This window comes from Conexibacter sp. S30A1, assembly GCF_023330665.1.
Lineage (GTDB): Bacteria > Actinomycetota > Thermoleophilia > Solirubrobacterales > Solirubrobacteraceae > Palsa-465.
Genome location: NZ_CP097127.1, coordinates 368,460 through 384,936 on the forward strand (window position 1 = coordinate 368,460; position 16,477 = coordinate 384,936).

General features: G+C 66.7%; 16 protein-coding genes. 11 read left to right on the top strand and 5 right to left on the bottom strand.

Annotated elements, in window-relative coordinates; translation table 11 throughout:
- Positions 1–1,005: an adenosyl-hopene transferase HpnH gene (hpnH, locus tag M3M54_RS01870; protein WP_249020496.1), complete on the top strand. Its 1,005-nt coding sequence runs from the start codon at positions 1–3 to the stop codon at positions 1,003–1,005.
- Positions 1,006–1,009: 4 nt separating this feature from the next.
- Here hpnH and M3M54_RS01875 read toward each other — a convergent pair whose 3' ends face one another.
- Positions 1,010–1,348, bottom strand: coding sequence for a lipopolysaccharide assembly protein LapA domain-containing protein (locus M3M54_RS01875; RefSeq protein ID WP_249020497.1), 339 nt, complete (start codon positions 1,346–1,348; stop codon positions 1,010–1,012).
- Between the two features lie 59 nt (positions 1,349–1,407).
- Positions 1,408–1,770 (bottom strand): PRC-barrel domain-containing protein, encoded by a 363-nt coding sequence (locus M3M54_RS01880; protein WP_249020498.1) that lies wholly within the window; start codon positions 1,768–1,770, stop codon positions 1,408–1,410.
- Positions 1,771–1,826: 56 nt separating this feature from the next.
- Here M3M54_RS01880 and M3M54_RS01885 point away from each other — a divergent pair, with 56 nt between their 5' ends.
- Positions 1,827–2,678 (top strand): endo alpha-1,4 polygalactosaminidase, encoded by an 852-nt coding sequence (locus M3M54_RS01885; protein ID WP_249020499.1) that lies wholly within the window; start codon positions 1,827–1,829, stop codon positions 2,676–2,678.
- 97 nt (positions 2,679–2,775) lie between these two features.
- Here the strand turns inward: M3M54_RS01885 and M3M54_RS16700 are convergent, their stop codons facing one another.
- Both M3M54_RS16700 and M3M54_RS01890 read right to left on the bottom strand, forming a co-directional pair.
- Positions 2,776–3,066, bottom strand: a complete 291-nt coding sequence (locus M3M54_RS16700; protein ID WP_371878610.1) for a LacI family DNA-binding transcriptional regulator — start codon at positions 3,064–3,066, stop codon at positions 2,776–2,778.
- 50 nt (positions 3,067–3,116) lie between these two features.
- Positions 3,117–4,631, bottom strand: coding sequence for an MFS transporter (locus tag M3M54_RS01890; RefSeq protein WP_249020500.1), 1,515 nt, complete (start codon positions 4,629–4,631; stop codon positions 3,117–3,119).
- 134 nt (positions 4,632–4,765) lie between these two features.
- Between M3M54_RS01890 and M3M54_RS01895 the strand changes: the two genes are divergently transcribed.
- The 6 genes from M3M54_RS01895 to M3M54_RS01920 all read left to right on the top strand — a co-directional run bounded on the left by M3M54_RS01895 (position 4,766) and on the right by M3M54_RS01920 (position 11,377).
- Positions 4,766–5,155, top strand: coding sequence for a hypothetical protein (locus M3M54_RS01895; RefSeq protein WP_249020501.1), 390 nt, complete (start codon positions 4,766–4,768; stop codon positions 5,153–5,155).
- Positions 5,152–6,000 (top strand): sulfurtransferase, encoded by an 849-nt coding sequence (locus M3M54_RS01900; protein ID WP_249020502.1) that lies wholly within the window; start codon positions 5,152–5,154, stop codon positions 5,998–6,000. The genes M3M54_RS01895 and M3M54_RS01900 overlap by 4 nt, the downstream gene beginning before the upstream one ends.
- A 123-nt stretch (positions 6,001–6,123) precedes the next feature.
- A complete protein-coding gene (locus M3M54_RS01905; RefSeq protein ID WP_249020503.1) occupies positions 6,124–7,386 on the top strand; it encodes an FAD/NAD(P)-binding oxidoreductase in 1,263 nt (420 codons plus the stop codon).
- A gap of 193 nt (positions 7,387–7,579) precedes the next feature.
- A complete protein-coding gene (locus M3M54_RS01910; RefSeq protein ID WP_249020504.1) occupies positions 7,580–8,989 on the top strand; it encodes a rhodanese-like domain-containing protein in 1,410 nt (469 codons plus the stop codon).
- Positions 8,990–9,095: 106 nt separating this feature from the next.
- Entirely contained in the window at positions 9,096–9,728 is a 633-nt protein-coding gene (locus tag M3M54_RS01915) for a class I SAM-dependent methyltransferase (protein ID WP_249020505.1), read from the top strand.
- A gap of 200 nt (positions 9,729–9,928) precedes the next feature.
- Positions 9,929–11,377: a plasmid pRiA4b ORF-3 family protein gene (locus M3M54_RS01920; RefSeq protein ID WP_249020506.1), complete on the top strand. Its 1,449-nt coding sequence runs from the start codon at positions 9,929–9,931 to the stop codon at positions 11,375–11,377.
- 407 nt (positions 11,378–11,784) lie between these two features.
- On the opposite strand, the gene M3M54_RS01925 is transcribed toward M3M54_RS01920, so the two are convergent.
- Entirely contained in the window at positions 11,785–12,153 is a 369-nt protein-coding gene (locus M3M54_RS01925) for a helix-turn-helix transcriptional regulator (protein WP_249020507.1), read from the bottom strand.
- A 788-nt stretch (positions 12,154–12,941) separates the two neighbouring features.
- On the opposite strand from M3M54_RS01925, the gene M3M54_RS01930 reads away from it, so the two are divergent.
- The 3 genes from M3M54_RS01930 to M3M54_RS01940 are packed head-to-tail and all read left to right on the top strand — an operon-like array spanning position 12,942 to position 16,425.
- Positions 12,942–14,885, top strand: coding sequence for a proton-conducting transporter membrane subunit (locus tag M3M54_RS01930; protein WP_249020508.1), 1,944 nt, complete (start codon positions 12,942–12,944; stop codon positions 14,883–14,885).
- Positions 14,882–15,811: a respiratory chain complex I subunit 1 family protein gene (locus tag M3M54_RS01935; protein WP_249020509.1), complete on the top strand. Its 930-nt coding sequence runs from the start codon at positions 14,882–14,884 to the stop codon at positions 15,809–15,811. The genes M3M54_RS01930 and M3M54_RS01935 overlap by 4 nt, the downstream gene beginning before the upstream one ends.
- Positions 15,808–16,425 (top strand): hypothetical protein, encoded by a 618-nt coding sequence (locus M3M54_RS01940; protein ID WP_249020510.1) that lies wholly within the window; start codon positions 15,808–15,810, stop codon positions 16,423–16,425. The genes M3M54_RS01935 and M3M54_RS01940 overlap by 4 nt, the downstream gene beginning before the upstream one ends.
- The last annotated feature ends 52 nt before the right edge of the window (positions 16,426–16,477 follow it).

Sequence of the window (16,477 nt, forward strand, 5' to 3'; positions counted from 1 at the left end):
ATGGCGGTACCGATGAGGCAGGCGGCGCGGATGGGCGCCTACCTGTTGAAGCAACGCTTGGCGGGCAACGAGCGCTACCCGCTGATCGTCGAGCTGGAGCCGCTCTTTCAGTGCAACCTGGCTTGTGAGGGGTGCGGCAAGATCCAGCATCCGGAGCATGAGCTGCGGCGGAGGATGCCGGTGGCCCAGGCGGTCGGGGCGATCGAGGAGTGCGGCGCGCCGATGGTCTCGATCGCGGGCGGCGAGCCGCTGATCCACCCCGAGATCGACGAGATCGTCCGTCAGCTCGTCAAACGCAAGAAGTTCGTGTACCTGTGCACCAACGGCCTGCTACTCGAGCGGAAGCTCGACCGGTTCACGCCGTCGCCATATTTCGCCTGGGCGGTTCACATCGACGGTCTGCGTGAACGTCACGACGAGTCGGTTGCGCGTGACGGGGTGTTCGACAAGGCCGTGGCGGCGATCAAGGCGGCCAAGGCCAAGGGCTTCCGTGTTACGACCAACACCACCTTCTTCACCCACGACTCGCCGGAGACCGTACGCTCGGTGCTTGACTTCCTCAACGACGAGCTCGAGGTCGACCAGATGATGATCTCACCTGCCTACGCCTACGAGAAGGCTCCCGATCAGGAGCACTTCCTCGGCGTGCGCCAGACGCGTGAGCTGTTTCGGGCTGCCTTTGCAGATGGTCGGCGCAAGCGCTGGCGGCTGAACCACTCGCCGCTGTTTCTGGACTTCCTGGAGGGCAAGGCCGACTACGAGTGCACCCCGTGGGGGATCCCGAGCTACTCGCTGTTCGGCTGGCAGCGCCCGTGCTACCTGATGGGCGACGGCTACACCGCCACCTACAAGGAGCTGCTTGAGACGACCGACTGGGACAGCTACGGGCGCGGCAACGACCCGCGTTGCGAAAACTGCATGGCGCACTGCGGCTACGAGCCGACGGCCGTCCTCGCCTCGACGCGGTCCGTCCGGCAGTCGCTCAGAGCGTTGGTCCAGTCCTAACGGATCAGCGTCCGCGGCGGCGCACCTCGGCGCGCAGCTGCAGGATGCGCGCGCTGCCCACGAGGAGCGTCACGGCGGCGCCGACGAGCGCGGCGATCAGCAGCGCGAGCGCCAGTGAGATGCGCGTGTGTGCACCGAAGAACGAGACCTCCACGCTGCCCGAGTTCTCGGCCACGAACACGACGAGCAGCGCAAGGAACGCGATCGCGAAGAACATGGCCACCCACACACGGCCAGCGTTGGTCGGCCGGGCGGCTCGGGCCTGTTGTGGGTGCTCCTCTGCCGCCGGTGCAGGCAGGTCGCCGGCGGACTCCTGGGGTTCCTGGGGCTCTGATCCAGCCATTCCGCGATCTTACACGCGCGCTACCGCCGGGCGAGACGGGCGCTTACCGTGGGGCTATTTCAGTAGTTGCCGGAGATCAGGTTCCAGGCGCGGTGCAGGCGCCCCTGATGCAGTTCCGCCTGGGTCGCGGCCGGATCGGCGTGCATCACCGCCGGGTTCTTGGTTGGCTTCGGCAAGCTGGTACACGCCGCAGCCTCAAGGTTCAGCTCCACGCCACGCTCATAGATCCGTTCCACCTGCTCGGCGTCGACAAAGCGGTGACCCTCACCGAATGCGTGCTCGCCAATCACGATGCCCTCGAAGATATCTTCGTCCTCAGCTGCCAGGACGTGGGTCACCTTGCCGATCTGCTCGCCGTCGGAGCTGAACACCGGCGTGCCGGCGGCCAGCACCTCGTAGGACACAGCTGCGCCTAGATCCATATGACATCAGCTTAGACCAACGCGTTCTGGTCGCCGCGCACGCCTACCCTGGCAGCGTGTCTGTTCGCCTCGGTGCCTCGCTCATCTGCGCGGCGCTTGCCCTCCTGCTCTCACCTGCTGTCGCGCTGGCACGCTGGCGACCGCCGCAGCACCTCACCTGGTACATGCAGTTCACCGGCCGGATCAACTACGGCGAGCCGGTGCAGGCCTACGATCTGGATGGTTTCGACACCACGGCCGCCCAGGTGCGGGCTCTGCACGCTGACGGCAGGCGGGTGATCTGCTACGTCGATGTGGGCACCTGGGAGAACTGGCGACCCGATGCGCACGACTTCCCGCGCTGGGTGCTGGGACGCGGCGACGGCTGGCCTGGGGAGCGCTGGCTCGACATCCGCGCACTGCGCGTGCTCGAGCCGATCATGACCAGGCGCTTTGAGCTGTGCAGGCGCAAGGGTTTTGACGCCGTCGACCCCGACAACATCAATGCTTTTCGCAACAACACCGGGTTTCCGCTGACGGCACGCGAGCAGCTGCGCTACGACAAGTGGGTCGCGCGCGAGGTGCATGCGCTCGGTATGGCCGTGTTTGAGAAAAACGACCTGACCCAGGCAAGGCAGCTGGAGCCCTACTTCGATGGTGTCGTCGACGAGCAGTGCAACCAGTACCACGAGTGCGACAGGTTGCTGCCCTACCTGCGGGCTGGCAAGCCTGTCCTCAACATCGAATACAGCCTGCCCACCAGTCGCTTCTGCGCCGCCGATGACGCGGCCGGGATCATGGGCGCCCGACTCAACATGGCGCTCAACGGCGCGCGTTTTGTGCCCTGCTGGGCGCGGGCGGCTCAGGCGAGTGTGAGTGGGGGTGGGCGGCGCGCGACGGGCGCCGCCCACCCCGTTTCACCTCAGTAGCGAGCCCGCGGAGCCAGAGGAGGCAGCGCCGGGCTGGCGTTCGGTGCCAGCGCAAGCGCCTGGTCCGGGAACCACTGACCAGCGGCCGGGTCGGTTGTCAGCGTGCCGGTCTGCAGGCTCCAGAGCTGGTCAAACGTCGTCCAGTCGGGGCTCGTGCTCGTCGGCCAGCCGGCGATTGACGGGGTGTCGCCACGGCCTGTGCCACCAGGCGCCTGGTATCCGGCGAGACGTCGCCGCGTCTGTTGAGTGCGCGAGACGCCGTGGCCACCGAGACTCCGGCCAGCTCTGCAACCTGGCGAATCGTCACGCGACCGCGACCGCGATCGCTCGGTTGATGGGGGTCGTTCGCCACGCGCCCGTTCAACCAGCTGCTCCAAGTGGCGAGCACCTGCGGTCAGATCTGGGGGCCTGCGCGCTCTCTCGGAGCTGTTCAGGACGTCAACCTAGCCATGCCTCGTCCAGTTCGGCCTGGCCGCCCGCGTGACCGAGCACGCGGCGCACCATCGACAGGGGCTCCGCGATGTCCTCGAGCGATCGTCTCTCGGCGTCCACGCCCAGCACGGCGGCGACGAGGCCACCAAGGATCATCGCCCCGGCCCCGATCAGGTATCCGGTGAACAGCGCATTGGGATCCCTGCCCGTACCGATGAGACTGCCGTACAGGTGCGTGCCGATGAGGCCGAAGGACTGGGCGATCGCGAAGAACACGGCGATCGCCTGGGCGCGGACCTCAAGCGGAAAGATCTCGCTTGCCGTCAGGTAGGCCGCGCTCGCGCCCGCTGAGGCGAAGAAGAAGATCACGCACCAGGCGAGCGTCTGCGTGACCGCGGTCAGGTCGCCCTGCTTGAACAGAAACGCCGTGATGATCAGCAACGTGCCCGAGATGATGTACGTGCCGGAGATCATGCCTCGGCGCCCGATTGAGTCGAACAGGCGCCCGATCGTGAGCGGGCCGAGCAGGTTGCCCGCCGCGAAGGCGAAGAAGTAGTAGCCGACGTCGTTGGCGCCCACGTGGAAGAAGAACTTGAGCACCAGACCGTAGGTGAAGAAGATCGCGTTGTAGAGGAAGGATTGCGTGATCATGAGCGTCGCGGTCAAGGTCGAGCGCCCCGGGTACTGCTTGAACAGCGTGGAGAGCAGCGAGAGGTAGCCGATCCGTTCGCTCGGGCGGATTTCGATCTCATCCTGGTCTCTGACCGGCTCGAGCGGCTTGCCCGTCGCCGCCTGGACCTCGCCCTCGATTGCGGCGATCGCGCGCTCCGCCTGCTGCTCGTGGCCGTGCATGATCAGCCAGCGTGGGCTCTCGGGCAGGTTGTGCCGGACGTAAATAATCACCAGGCTGAGCAGCGGCCCGATCAGGAATGCGATCCTCCAGCCGAGGTTTGCGGGGAGCTTGTTGAGCAAGAACAGCGTGGCGGCGGTCCCTATCAGCGCCCCGGCCCAGTAGGTACCGTTGATGGCGATGTCGATCCGGCCGCGGTAACGGGCGGGGATCATCTCGTCGATGGCCGAGTTGATCGCGGCGTACTCGCCGCCGATGCCGGTGCCAGCGAGCACGCGCGTGGCGTACAGGAACACGATCCACGCACCTCCCGCCTGCGTGACGGCGGTCAATCCGCTACCGACCAAGTAGACGCCGAGCGTGACCATGAAGAGGTTCTTGCGTCCCAGCCGATCGGACAGGCGGCCGAAGAACAGTGCCCCGATCACCTCTCCCACCAGATACCAGGTGGCGATATCCGCTGCCTGGCCGGCTGTCAGCGCAAGCGTGCTCCTCTGGGTGAAGGCGGCACTGAGGTTGGCGGCGATCGTGATCTCGAGGCCGTCAAGGATCCAGGCGACGCCGAGCGCGATGACCATGCGGGTGTGGAAGTGCGACCAGGGAAGGCGGTCCAGTCGGGCTGGGATCGCGCTCTTGATCGGTTGGCTGGAGCTGGCGGTTGTTGAAGTCATGAGCCCTCCCGGTCGTGGTTTGCGCACCGCGTGCCCGCCGTGTAAGACAAAGCGGATCTGCTGTTGCTACCCGGCCTGGCCGCGAAACCTGCGCGGCGCTCAGGGCCGGCGCACGCAGTCGTTAGGATCTGGGCGTGAGCAGTTCCGGTCCAGCGCAGCCGCCTGAGGACCCGGAGCACGCGCTGGCGAGCATTCGCAGCGAACTCGCTCGCATCCGAACGGCCGCCGGCCGGATCGAACGCGGGTTGGCTGAGCTGGAGGCGGGGGCGGTGGCGTCGGTGCGTCCCAGGCCCAGGCCGGAGCGGTATCTCCAGGTGCTGGTTGATGTCTACGACCTCGGTGGCCGGCACGGCGTGAGCCTCGAGGAGTGGGCGCGGATCGGTGCTGCGCGTGGCTATGAGCGGCGTGGCCTTGGCGGCTTCTTCACGGGCGTGCGGGCGCCGCTGCGCCACTTCGAGGGTCGTGTTGTGCTGACAGTGTTCGGCCAGCGCCTGGTCGACGAGTATCTGGCGGAGCTCCCGTGAGCCGGCGCGAACTGTCGCTCGTCGACGGCGACTGGCTGCAGGAGCGGCTCGAAGACCCCGACCTGGTCATCTGCGAGGTCGACGAGCGACCCCTGATCTACCGTGTTGGCCACATCCCGGGTGCCCAGTGCCTGGACTGGCGGGTCGACCTTCAGGACTCGGTGGCCCGCGACCTGCCAGACGGCGACTCGGTCGCACGACTGTGGCAGCGGATCGGGCTCGCTGAGCGCAGCACGGTCGTGCTCTATGGCGACCAGAGCAACTGGCACGCGTGCTTCGCCTACTGGTTGTTCAAGCTCTACGGGGTGGAGGATCTACGCATCCTGGATGGCGGACGCCAGGTGTGGGTGCGCGAAGGGCGGCCACTGACTCGCGAGACGGTGCCTGAGAGCGGCTGCGTGCCGCGCGTGCCGGCTGCGAGCGGTGCGCGCTACCGCGCCCGCTGGCGTGACGTGCTGGCGGCGGCGGACAACGGGATCCAGCTGCTCGACGTACGTACCCCCGCGGAATATCGCGGCGATGTGCTGGCCGAGGCGGGTTACGCAGAGGAGGGAGCGCAGCGCGCCGGACACATCCCGGGAGCGCTGAGCGTGCCCTGGGATATTGCCGTGGACGAGGACGGACGCTTGCTTGACGAGGACCAGCTGCGTGTCCGCCTGGCCGCGCGCGGGGTCGACCTAGAGGCGCCGGCGATCACCTACTGCCGCATCGGCGAGCGCAGCGCGCACACCTGGTTTGTGCTGCATGAGCTGCTGGGCGGCGAGGCTCGCAACTACGACGGCTCGTGGGTCGAGTGGGGGAGCATGATCGGCATGCCGATCGCCACCGGCGAGCAGCCGGGCTGACCAAGGCATGCCACACGAGTGGGGACTCGTGTGGCATTTGCTACATGCAAGGCGGCAAGCTATGTTAATAGCGTCGATGCGTGGCGCGTCGACGATGCGAGGCGGAGAGCAAGGAGACCCAGCATGACCACTCAGTCGGTGTCGTCAGACATCCCTGACGCGCTTGCGAGCGCAGACGTCAGACCCAAGCCCACCAGGCACCACCAGATCGTGATTGTCGGCGGCGGAGCCGGCGGCGCGACGGCGGCCGCGCACCTGTGTCGCAAGCTGCGCGACCCGGACGTGGCGGTGATCGAGCCGTCGGAGACGCACGACTACCAGCCGCTCTGGACCCTCGTCGGAGGTGGTGTAGTCAACAAGGAGAAAACGCGCTGCCACGAGATCGACGTGCTGCCGAAGAAGGCCAGCTGGATTCGTCAGGCGGTGACGAGCTTCGAGCCCGATGAAAACGCCGTGACCCTGGCTGACGGCAGCCGCGTCGGCTACGACTACCTGATTGTGGCGGTCGGCATCAAGCTCAACTGGGAGCAGGTCAAGGGGCTCAGCGTGGAGCAGCTCGGCCACGACGGCGTCTGTTCGAACTATGGCTATGACACCTGCGAGGGCACCTGGCGCACGCTGCGGGAGTTTCAGGGCGGTACAGCGGTCTTCACGATGCCGCCACCGCCGATCAAGTGCGCCGGCGCGCCGCAGAAGATCATGTACCTGGCCGACGACCACTTCCGCAAGCGCGGCGTACGCGACCGTTCGCGGGTGATCTACGCGGCCGGCACGCCCGGGATCTTCTCCGTCAAGGAGTTCGCGGCGACGCTCAACAAGGTGATCGAGCGCAAGGGCATCGAGACTATGTTCAAGCAGAGGCTTGTGGAGATTGTCCCGAACGAGCGGCGCGCGATCTTCCAGAGCACCGAGGGCGAGGAACTCACGGAGATCAAGTACGACATGATCCACATCACGCCGCCGCAGGGGCCGCCTGATGTCGTCAGGAACAGCCCGTTGGCCAACGAGGCCGGTTGGGTCAAGGTCGACAAGGCCACGCTGCAGAGCCCTGACTACCCGAACGTCTTCTCGCTCGGCGACGCCTCCAGTCTACCGACGTCAAAGACCGGCGCGGCGGTGCGCAAGGAGGCGCCGGTGCTCGTGCACAACCTCATGGCCACGATGAACGGCAGGCCATCATCCGACTTCAAGACCTATGACGGCTATGCCTCCTGCCCGCTTGTCACGGGCTACGGCAAGCTCGTGCTGGCCGAGTTCGATTACGACCTGAAGCCCAAGCCGTCGTTTCCTTTCGACACGACCAAGGAGCGTTGGTCGATGTACCAGCTCAAGCGCTATGGGCTGCCGATGCTCTATTGGAGGGGGATGTGCAAGGGCAGGCTTTAGACGCATGTGGTCGGGTGCGCCGGCGCGGGCTTGGAACCTGGAGCCGGCGCACCGGAACCTGACAAGCCGTGGCCGCCGCGCCTCCACAGGCGCGGCGGGGACGAGGGTGGCCGCCGTGTTTATCAACTAGTAGGTTGTATAGTGGTGCATTTGTGATGACTCGCAAACTTCAGCAGACACGCTGGGAGGCAGAATGATTTTTCGTCAGATAACCCACGACGACCTTGGCTGCGCGTCGTACCTGATCGGCGACGAGAAGGCCGGGGTCGCAGCCGTCGTCGACCCGCGCTTGGAGATCGACGAGTACCTCAACCTCGCTCGCTACATGGGCGTGAGCATCGAGCACATCTTCGAGACTCACAACCACGCCGACCACGTGTCCGGGCACGGCAGGCTCGCGGCGGCAACCGGAGCGACGATCCACATACACCGTGACGCTCAGCCGAGCTATGACCACGAGCCCTTCGACGACGGCGACGAGTTCCAAATTGGCACACTCGTCGTTCGGGCGCTGCATACGCCAGGGCACAGGCCCGAGCACACGGCCTTCGCGCTGATCGACACCCGGCGTGGTGTCGAGCCTTGGGCCGTGCTCTCCGGTGACACGCTGTTCGTCGGCGACGTCGCTCGACCGGACCTCGCAATTGAGAAGTCCGAGGGCGCGCGCGGGATCTTCCACTCGCTGCACGACAAGCTCCTGTCGCTGCCCGCGGATGTCGAGGTCTGGCCCGGGCACCTCGGCGGCTCGATGTGCGGGGGCCCCGGTATGGACATGAAGGTCGCTTCGACCATCGGCTTCGAGCTCGCTCACAACCCAACGCTCGCGATCGCTGATGAGGACGAGTTTGTCGCTCAGGCGCTCGCCAAGCTCGGACCGCAGCCGCCGAACTTCAGGTCGATCGTGGAGCTCAACAAGGGCCCGCTGCTGACCGACGGCGTCGAGCTCCTGCCGCTGTCACCGCGGCAGGTGGAGAGCAAGCGCCAAGCCGGCGCGTTGCTGGTGGACGTTCGTACCGACCAGCAGTTCGCAGACTCACACATCCCCGGCGCCGTCTGCAACCCCATGATGCGAGCTGGCTTTGGCACCAAGCTTGCCTGGATCGCCGACCGCGAGCGGGAGATCGTCTTCATCGGCCGTGACGATGATGACGGCCGGCGTGCAGGGCAGCTTGCCCTGGCTGTCGGTCTGCGTAAGTTCGGCGGCTATCTGCACGGTGGCATGACCAGCTGGCGCCACGAGAAGCGCGAGGTGGAACAGACCCGGCGGATGCACGTCGAGGAACTGGCCGAATACGTATTGAGCGACGCCGATCACATGCACATCGTCGATGTACGCGAGCGGCACGAGTGGGAGGCTGGGCACCTGCCTGGCTCAGTGCTGGCGGTCTGGTACGAGATCGACGGGATCCCGGACGGCGTCGACGCCGAGCGGACGATCGCCGTCGTCTGTGCCTCAGGGCAGCGGGCCGCGACGGCAGCCAGCCTGCTGCAGCGCTTTGGCGCTCGCGACGTCGTGCACGTTGTCGGCGGTGGTATCCCGACGCTCACCGGACACGGGGTCGAGCTGCACACGAGCGAGCGGACCGTGGGTGCCGGCGCTTGACCGCACGGATTAATTCTGCCAGGGCTGGCCTGCGGCAGCGGCCAGCCCTGGCATATCCCGGCAGGTGTGAAGGGGTCTGCTACCTCGTTGTCTCGGGGTGAGTGCCGTGCAGTCGCATCCTGTGTTCGCCAGGCTCTGGACGCTCGCCTCTGACGGCGACGCCATGCAGCACGCCAGGGAGGATCTGCTGAGGGGCGTGCATGGCCGCGGGCTCGAGGTGGGTGCCGGCGACGGGCGAGGTTTCAAGCACTACCCGCCGACCGTGACCGAGCTGGTCGCGGTCGAGCCCGAGCCGTACCTGCGCCACCGTGCCGAGCTGGCATCCGCGCACGCGCCGGTGCCGGTGAAGGTCCTGGGTGGTACGGCGGAACGTCTGCCGCCAGTCGAAGGGAATTTTGATTTCGCGGTCGCATCGCTCGTGCTCTGCTCGGTGGATGACCAGGCGCAGGCGCTTGCCGAGCTGCGACGCGTCTTGCGGCCCGGCGGGGAGCTGCGCTTCTTCGAGCACGTCTTGGCCACCGGTCCCCCGGTCGCTGCGGTGCAGAGGTGGCTTGACCGCAGCGGGTTGTGGCCACGGTTGGGCGCCGGTTGCCACCTCTCGCGTGACACGCTCGCTGCGATCACCGCCGCCGGCTTCCGGATTCAGGACGTGCACACCGCGCGGCTCGGCGCTTTGGCCAGCCCGGTGCCGTTTGTGGTGGGGCGTGCGCTTGCGCCGATCACGCCTGCGGCTGCTTGAGTGCGCAGGCGCGTGATCGGACTCGCCGGTCACGGCTGGTTCCTTGAGGGGCCGCGCCCGGCAGTCGCGCCACCATCGTTCGACATTGATGACATCCTTCGGGGTGTGACTGGCGAGGATCACCACGCCGCCTCCAGCGCCACTGCGCGCCCGGATCCTCGCGGCGGACAACGACACGGCCCGATGGCGGCGCCTCCGGCATGACTGAGGAGCAGGACCCAGACGCTGAGTTGCTGCGTCGCTTTGAGGCGGTGATCGCGGACGCTGGTCTGGATGACCTGCGTCAGCTCGCCAAGGACCTGCTGTCGTTTGGCGGCACGGCACGGGAAGCACGGCGTCCCCGCATGCCGGATCTGCGGCGTCCACCGCTTGCTGACTTGAAGACGTTCCGGATCAGGGTCGATCTCAAGCATTCACGGCCGCCGATCTGGCGGCGTTTGGAGGTCCGCTCGGACCTGCGACTGGATGCCATGCACCAGGTGCTGCAGGCGGCGTTTGGCTGGGATGACTACCACCTGTGGCGTTTCTCGCTGGGCGGTGGACCGTTTGACCACGGCAACCAGCTGTTCCTCTGTCCGTACGACATGCACGAGGGAGAGCTCGAGGATGAGGGTGGGGTCCCTGCCGGGGAGGTGCGGCTCGACGAGACGATGCAAGAGTCGGGGGACGTGCTCGCCTACGTGTATGACTACGGTGATAACTGGGAGCTGGCGCTGCGGCTCGAACAGATCCTGCCCGTGGACCCCGGAGCACCGTGGGCGGCTTGCGTCGACGGCCGCCGAGCTGCGCCTCCGGAGGACTGCGGCAGCCTGCGTGACGCCGAGGATCTGGCCGAGGTGCTTCAGGATCCGGCTCACTTCGACCTGGAGGAGATCAACGAGGCCCTGCAGGCGCCCTACTTCGCGCTGCGCGAGGCCGGTGTCAACGCGGCGTTGGTCGATCTCGTCAACCGGCTTGCTTACAGCTCGGTCGGGGAGGATCTCACCGCGCGTGCGCTGCAGCTGATCGGCGAGCCGACACAGGTCGATGACCAAGAAGTACGCGACTGCCTGCAGGCGTTCACATGGTTCCTTGACCGGGCTGCGGATGGCGGGATCCAGCTCACCGCCGCGGGCTATCTGAGGCCGTCCGATGTCGAGGCCGCCGCCGAAGTCGTGCCAATGATGGCGGACTGGATCGGCAAGGCCAACCGTGAGATCGACACCACGCCGGTGATGCGGTTCCGAGAGCTTCTGCAGGAACTCGGGCTGTTGCGCAAGTACAAGGGTGCGCTGAGGCTCACCAGGGTCGGTGCCTCGGCCCGCGTCTCCAACGACGCGCTCTTGAGCATCCTTGCCGGCAAACTCGTGGCCGCCGATAGCGACTTTGACCGGCTGGCGTCACTGCTTGTACTCACCTACGCCGCCACATCGCCGGACGCGGAGATCCCGCTGGACACCGTTGCCACGGCGCTTGACAACCTTGGCTGGCAGACCGGAAGCGGCGAGCCGATCGTCGCGCACCACCTTCACTGGCTACCGGCGCTCGAGGTTCTTGTGAACGTCAAGCGTGCGCCATCGAGCTGGCGCGAGCGGCGAGTGATCAGCCCGGCGGCGGCCAGGCTCGCCCACGCTGCGCTGAGGGTCACCCAGCCGGAACGGCGGTCATAGGCGCTGGGCGAGCCCAGCATGGTGCACCGAGAACAAGGTTGTGGGGCGTTCTTTGTGGCAAAGGTGCTCACGACCACGCGCCGTTTCGTGCGGCGCGGATGGTTGCGGCGGTCCGTGTCATAGGAGAGAGCGGGCCAAGCCCGCTTCATCTCCAGCTTGACCTTCACGGGACCGTGGAACGAAGCGAGCACGCTTGGCTTGGCACGTGGGGGCGGGCCACCGGCCCCACTTCCGCCTCGCATGTAGGGCCGTGTCTCAGGGCGTCGCAGCTGGCGCTCGGTGCCGAGTTTGAGTAGACCCGGTGCTCGCTGCCGATGTTTCACACGCAGCGCCGCCCGGCGTTTGGGGGGATCCAGCAAGACCGTGCTTTCGGCGGTGAGTGCCCATGCTCACGTTGGGCGGATGGCTCATGGCACCGTGTCTGACCGGCGGCGCGTGCTCTCTGCGGACTGCTGGATCAGATCACCTAGCAGAGCCTGCGAATCCGACAGTGCGGAGGTGAGGATCTGTTTCGCGACCGCCAACAGCTGTGAGACCCGTGGATCCTTGAGACGGTAGTAGGTGCTCGTGCCCGCGCGACGGCTTTCCAGCACTCCGAGTTGGCGCAGTGCCGCGAGGTGTTGGGACGTGCCGCTGGAGTCCAGCTCAAGTTCGGCCTGAAGATCGCCGACGGTACGCTCACCACTGACGAGCAGCTCCAGGATACGGATGCGAACTGGATGCCCGAGGACTCGGAACAGCTGGGCTTTGGCCACGTACACCGGGTCGGAGCGCACGTGCACTCCAGTCGAATCGGCCGCAGGCGTTTTGGGCGTCGTCAACTTGCGTCGAGTTGACATTGGTGGTCGAAGCTGGGCAGAGCCACAGCAGTATCCTACCGCACCTTCGCGTAAAGCCTCATAAGATCCTAAGGTTTGATCGCCGCCGCTCGCAAGTTTGAACTGCGCCGCTAGGCGGGAGCCTGCGCTGAGGAGTCACGACTCGGTTCACGTCGAGCTGGCGGACCGCTACGACGGGCGCGTCGGTTGGTTGCCCGAGCCATAGGCATGCTTGCTTATGAGCTTGGAAGGTTATAAGTCGTTATCCTGGGCACCGATGACCAACAGCATGCCTCAGATGGACCGGCTCTCGTCTTGAACATCCGGATGCCAGCGGCGGGTGTGAATGGGGATCGGCGCTGCTCGGTCCGCCGACACAACACCGACGTGTTAGGTACCCTCGCGGACGCGGTTTGGCTGAAGCGAGTCGATCGGCCGGGGGCCCGCGCGCGCAAGGTTGCTGGCCCACGGAGAGCGCCGAGCCGCCAGACCGTCGATGGCTCGCGCGATTTGGGAACCATGTGCCGCCGGTGTTTGCTGGAAATGCACGTGCTCGAGACCAGTGTCCACTGTCGCCCTGGGCATCGTCGGACGCCTGATCCACTGGTATCGGCGCGCGATGTCGTTGCGGCCAGACTGGGGGGCGACCGGCCGTCGCTTGCGGGCCTGGTTTCGGGCGCGCAGGTGCGCACGGGCGGGCCGCTTGGCGTGCGGATGGCCGCGACGGTGACCGAGGCCTGCGGCCGGTGAGTCTGCTTGCGATCCTGCTCGCCGCTGGAGCGGTGGTGGTGGCCTGCGGTCTGGTGGGTGCTCTGATCGGCGGGCTGAGGTGGTCGCTGTTGCTGCAGGCGGCCGGCATGGCGATGATCGGCGCCGTCGGCACCGCGGTTCTGTTTGGTGCAGCCTCGGTCGGGGCGCGGTTTCGGAGTGGCTTTTCGCCCGCGCTTGGGGTTGACCGTATGAGTGGCTTTTTTCTGCTGGTGCTGTCGCTGATCGCCGTCCCTGCCCTGTATTACGCACGCGATGCGCTACGCGGCGCACCGCGGGCGCGCGTGACGGCCGGGTTGAGCGGCGCCTTCTGCCTGGCGCTTGTGGGCCTGCTCACCGCGCGCGACGTCACGACTTTTCTGGGCTTCTGGGAGCTGATGACGCTACTGCCGGCGGCCCTGATTCTGGTTGGGCGCCACGACGAGCGTGCGCGCCGGGACGTGTTCGCCTACTTGGCGATCACACACCTCGGCGGGGTGGGTGTCTGGGCCAGCATGCTGGTGCTGGCGGTGCACGGCGCACTCGGTGGCACGCCGCTGCACGGAGAGGGCCTGCGCGCGCTCGTCGCCGTGTTGGCGCTGATCGGCTTCGGCACCAAGGCGGGCGCAATGCCGTTGCACTCGTGGCTGCCACGGGCGCACCCGCTCGCGCCTGCGCACGTGTCGGCGCTGATGTCGGGGGTGATGATCAAGCTCGCGCTGTACGGTCTGATCCGGGTGCTGTTCGCGTGGGACGCGCCCGCGCCGCTGTGGGTGGGCGTCGTGCTGCTCGGCTTCGGCGCGCTGTCGGCGGTGGGTGGCGTGCTGTACGCGCTCTTTCAGCATGAGCTCAAGCGGCTGTTGGCGTTTCACTCGATTGAGAACGTCGGAATCATCCTGCTGGGGCTGGGCGCATCGCTCGTGTTCGCGGCGATCGGTCGGCCGCTTTGGAGCGCGATCGCGTTTGCGGCGGCGTTGCTTCACATTCTCAATCACGCGATTTTCAAGGCGCTGCTGTTTCTCGGCGCGGGATCATTCGCAGCCGCCGTTGGGGGACTTGGTCTGGACCGGCTCGGTGGTCTGCTGCGCCGGATGCCCTGGACTGGCGGGGCCTTCGCGCTCGGAGCGATGGCGATCGCGGGGCTGCCGCCGCTCAACGGGTTTGTCTCGGAGTGGATGACTCTGCAGTCGCTGCTTCACGTCGCCGTGTATGGGCCCTTTGGAGTTTCGCTTACGGCGCTGGTGGCGACCGCGGCGCTCGCCGCCACCGCGGCGCTGGCCGTGTTCTGTTTCGTGAAGGTCATCGGCTTGGTGCTGCTCGGAGCGCCGCGCTCCGGGGAATGTGAGGCTGCGAAGGAGAGCAGCGTGGGCATGAGAGCCCCGGTGGTCTTTCTCGCCGCCCTGTGCGTGCTGCTCGGCGTCACGCCAGGTCTGCTGGTCCCGACGCTCGCAAAGCTTCGCCTCAGCAGCGTTCCGTTGTCGGTGCATGCCGGCGTGTATCTGCCGGGAACTGGCGGGTTTCCGACGCTTGCTTTGACGCTCGCGCTGGTGCTGCTGACGATCGGGCTATGGCGCCTTGGCACCGGTCGTCGTGCCGCACCCACGCCAATATGGGCCTGCGGGCAGGCTGTTGTGCCGGCTTTGGCGTGGACGTCCTCAGGGTTCACCAAGCCGATCAGATTGGTCTTGGAGGGCGTGCTGCGACCGACGCGCGAACTGACGACCGTGCGTGCGCAGTCAGGCGTGGTGCAGGAGGTGCGGTATGAGGCTGAGGTGCCTCACCTGTTCGACACTCTGCTGTACGAGCCGGTTACTGCCGCGGCGCTGCGGGCAGCGGCGCTCGTCCGCCGGCTGCAGTCTGGGAGCCTGCGGACCTATCTGATCTATCTGGTGGGGCTGTTGGTGTTGCTGCTGGTGCTCGTGCGCCTTGGGGTGCTGGCGTGAGCGTGGCCGGAGCGCTCGCCGGGGCCGTGCAGGTCCTTGGCGGAGTCTTGCTCGCGCCCTTGATCCCTGGCCTCATTCAGCGGCTCAAGGCGAGGTTGCAGGGTCGGCCCGGTCCCTCGCCGTTGCAGCCTTACCGTGAGCTGCGACGGTTGTGGCACAAGAGTGGGGTAGCGCCGTTCCCCCGCACCGTGATCTACGAGCTGGCGCCACCTGTGGTGGTTGCGTCATCGCTTGTGGCGCTCGTGATGCTGCCGATCGGCGGTCGCTCACCGGGCTGGCCGGTGGGTCACGATGCGCTCGTGCTCGTCGGGCTGCTGGCGCTGGGCCGCTTTGCAATCACTCTGGCCGCATGGGACACCGGCGGCGGCTTTGGGCTGATGGGCGCGAGCCGCGAGCTGACGTTTGGGGTGCCGGTCGAGGCGGTGCTGCTGATGGTGATGGTGCTTGTAGCACTGCCGGTCGGCAGCACCAACCTGATTGCGCTGAGCGATGCGGCCGCACGTCCGCACGTGTGGGGAGAACCGGCGCACTGGGCAGCGCTGCTGGCGTTTGTGCTGGTCATGCTCGCCGAGACTGGCCGCCAGCCGATTGACAACCCCGATACGCATCTTGAGCTCACGATGGTGCATGAGGGGCCGCTGCTTGAGTATGCGGGTCGCGAACTCGCGTACCTGCAGTGGGCTGCGGCGGCGCGGCACTGGATCATGCTGGTGCTTGCCACCGAGTTGTTCGTTCCGCATCCCGGCCCGTTTGCAGCACGCTTGGCGGTCCTTGTGGTGTCTGTGCCGGTCTGGTGTGGCCTGTTGGCGGTGGTCGAGACGACTCAGGCCAAGATGCGTGTTCTGCGCGTGCCGCTGTTCTTGGGTGCCGGCGGGCTGGTTTGCCTGCTTGGGTTGGCGAGTTGGTTTGCTGGGGGTGGCTCGTGAGCCATGCCGTGCTCTGGGTGCTGACAATCAGCGCGCTTGCGGTGGTGGTTGTCCGCCGACGGTCTGTCGCGATCGCGCTGGTGGCCCTGCAGTCGCTGGTTTTGGGCATACAGGCGATCTCCCAGGCTGCGGGCACGTCGACGGCGCTGCTGGTCGCGGGGATCGTGCTGCTGGCCAAGGCGATCGTCCTGCCTGTGCTCCTCGGGCTCATCGTCCTGCGGACCCGTGAGCCGGGACGGATGGCGTCAGAGCGTCATCCGCTGGCACGGCTCATGGTCGCGCTTGCGATCGCGTTGGCGGTCGTGACGCTCATGCCGCGCTTTGGACTGACGCATGCCGATGTGGAGGACACCGCGGTTGGCCTGGTCGCGCTCGGTCTCGCCATCGCCGTTGTGCGCCGACCGACGGTCTTCCAGGCATGCGGGTTTCTGGTGGCCGAGAATGGCCTCTACCTTGCTGCACTCTCTGTGCCGAGGGGCTTCCCGGTGTTCATCGAGCTCGGGTTGGTGTTCGATCTCGTCGTTGTGATCTCGGTCGCGGGAGCGTTCAGCGCCAGAATCCACGGGGAGCTCGGGACCGGCGATACCTCGTTGTTGGGGGGTCTGCGTGATTGAAGCGCTCGTCATCGCTGTCCCGGCACTGCCGCTCGCCTGCGGGCTGCTGGTT